General features: G+C 69.8%; 1 protein-coding gene. It reads right to left on the bottom strand.

The window, feature by feature from the left end; translation table 11 throughout:
* Positions 1-6: 6 nt before the first annotated feature.
* A complete protein-coding gene (locus tag EV643_RS43920) occupies positions 7-1,380 on the bottom strand; it encodes an ISL3 family transposase (RefSeq protein WP_166665823.1) in 1,374 nt (457 codons plus the stop codon).
* Between the last annotated feature and the right edge of the window lie 64 nt (positions 1,381-1,444).

Here is a 1,444-nt window from a genome sequence, read left to right as displayed (position 1 = left end):
GGCTCTTCAAACTTGACCGGGCAGCGATTCTGGTCTGGCTGTGCTCCGGCGTGATTGCCGGGTGCAGAAGTACCGTACTCGGCGGCGTTGGTTGTCGGGGTTGCGGAAGCCGCAGGCGCGTCGGCCGACGTCCTTGATGAGCCGGTTGGTGCCTTCGGTTTTGGCGTTGGTGATGCCGGTCTTGCAGAAGGCTTCGATCTCTGGCCACCAGTCCTCGACGGTCTGCGCGAGCCGGGTGACCTCGGGGATGTCGGCGTTCGCGCACCAGGTGTAGAACCGGTAGAGCCGGTTCGAGATGTCGTGGCGGTGGCCGCCGCGGCGCGCGGTCGCCAACAGCGCCCGGAGCTCTTCCTTGGCGATCCAGGCGGTGAGGATCTGGCCGCTCGGGTCGGCATCGATGCAGGAGTTCCACATGGCGGTGAATCGCTTGTGGGTAAGGCGTTCCCGGCCGGTCAGCAGTCGGCGCCGGTTGGTCCACTCAGGGTCGACCTTGCGGCCGCGCCGACCCCGGTTGTCCCAGGTCACCCGCTGCCGCACGGCGGTGACGGCGGCGTTCGCGAGGCGGACCAGGTGGAAGTGGTCCACCACGACCTGCGCCTGCGGCAGGGCGTCGGTAGCGGCCCGCCGGTAGGCCGCGCACGGGTCGATCGCGACGAACTCGACCCGCTCGCAGAACGTGCCACCCTGGGCTCGCAGCCAGCCGGTGACGTCGGCGCTGGCGCGGCCTAGCACCTGCCCGAGCAGCCCCTGGGCGCCGTCGAGGTCGACGAATCCCGAGTGCCACCGGTCCACCAGCACCCACTTGCCGGTGGTCGGGTGCTGCTCCCAGCGTGGCTTACCGCGGCGGGTCTCGTCGATGCCGAGCACCCGGGTCGGCGCCGGCGGGCCGAGCTCACGATCGGCGACCTCGACGAACGCGGCATGCGCGGTCGGCCAGGACACCCCGAACGCGCCGGCCACCTCGCTCACGGCGCGGTTCGCGTCCCCGACAGCCAGCGCGATCGCCTCCCGCAGCCGCCGCGTGGTCCGCGCACCCGACGGCAGCTCACCGACCGTCTCGGTGAAGCTCTGCCGCTCGCACAACACCTCCCGGCACCGCCACCGCCTCTTGTGCCACACCACCGCGATAGGCCCTGTCCCGTAAGGGATGTCACGCGGCGCGGTCGCCACCTGACCCTTCATCGACGACGACAGCACGCCACACAACGGGCAGCCCGCCGCGCCCTCGTCAGCGGTCTGGACATGGACTTCCCGGATGCCGCCGGGCAGCAGCACGACACGCTCCACGCGCACGCCTGCCAACCCGAACAGCAACGTCGTATCGTTGCTCAAGCTCGTGGCCTCTTCTACTGAACTGTCTCGACAACAGCCAGTGTTCAGAGGCCACGAGCCCCTACCCCGCAGGCAGAGACCGCGTGTCGTGCCCGGTCAAGATCGAAGAGCC

Origin of the sequence: Kribbella caucasensis (assembly GCF_004361855.1) — a bacterium.
GTDB lineage: Bacteria > Actinomycetota > Actinomycetes > Propionibacteriales > Kribbellaceae > Kribbella > Kribbella caucasensis.
This window is presented reverse-complemented; position numbering and strand designations above follow the sequence as displayed.